The 294-nt window shown below is 67.3% G+C and carries 1 protein-coding gene; it reads left to right on the top strand.

Annotated elements, in window-relative coordinates:
• The coding region (locus D9V41_RS17395) for an undecaprenyl diphosphate synthase family protein (protein ID WP_341770346.1) at window positions 1–294 on the top strand (294 nt) is incomplete at both ends.

Below are 294 nucleotides of genomic sequence, written 5' to 3'. Positions count from 1 at the left end.
AGCGACCTGCTGTACGGCGTGTACGAGCGTCGGCTGTCCAAGATGCTCGACCCCGAACGACTGCCGCATCACGTCGGCGCGATCGTCGACGGCAACCGACGGTGGGCGCGCGGAGCCGGCGCCGGCGTCGACTTCGGGTACCAGGCAGGCGCCGAGAAGATCACCGAGTTCCTCGGCTGGTGCGACGAACTCGGCGTCAAGATCGTGACCCTGTGGGTGCTGAGTACCGACAACCTCCGTCGTCCCCCCGACGAGCTTGCGGCGCTCCTGTCGGTCATCGAGCAGATGGTCGAG

It is taken from the genome of Aeromicrobium phragmitis (genome assembly GCF_003674095.1).
GTDB lineage: Bacteria > Actinomycetota > Actinomycetes > Propionibacteriales > Nocardioidaceae > Aeromicrobium > Aeromicrobium phragmitis.
Note: the sequence above shows the minus strand (reverse complement) of the source record. Positions and strands in the feature narration are given on the sequence as shown.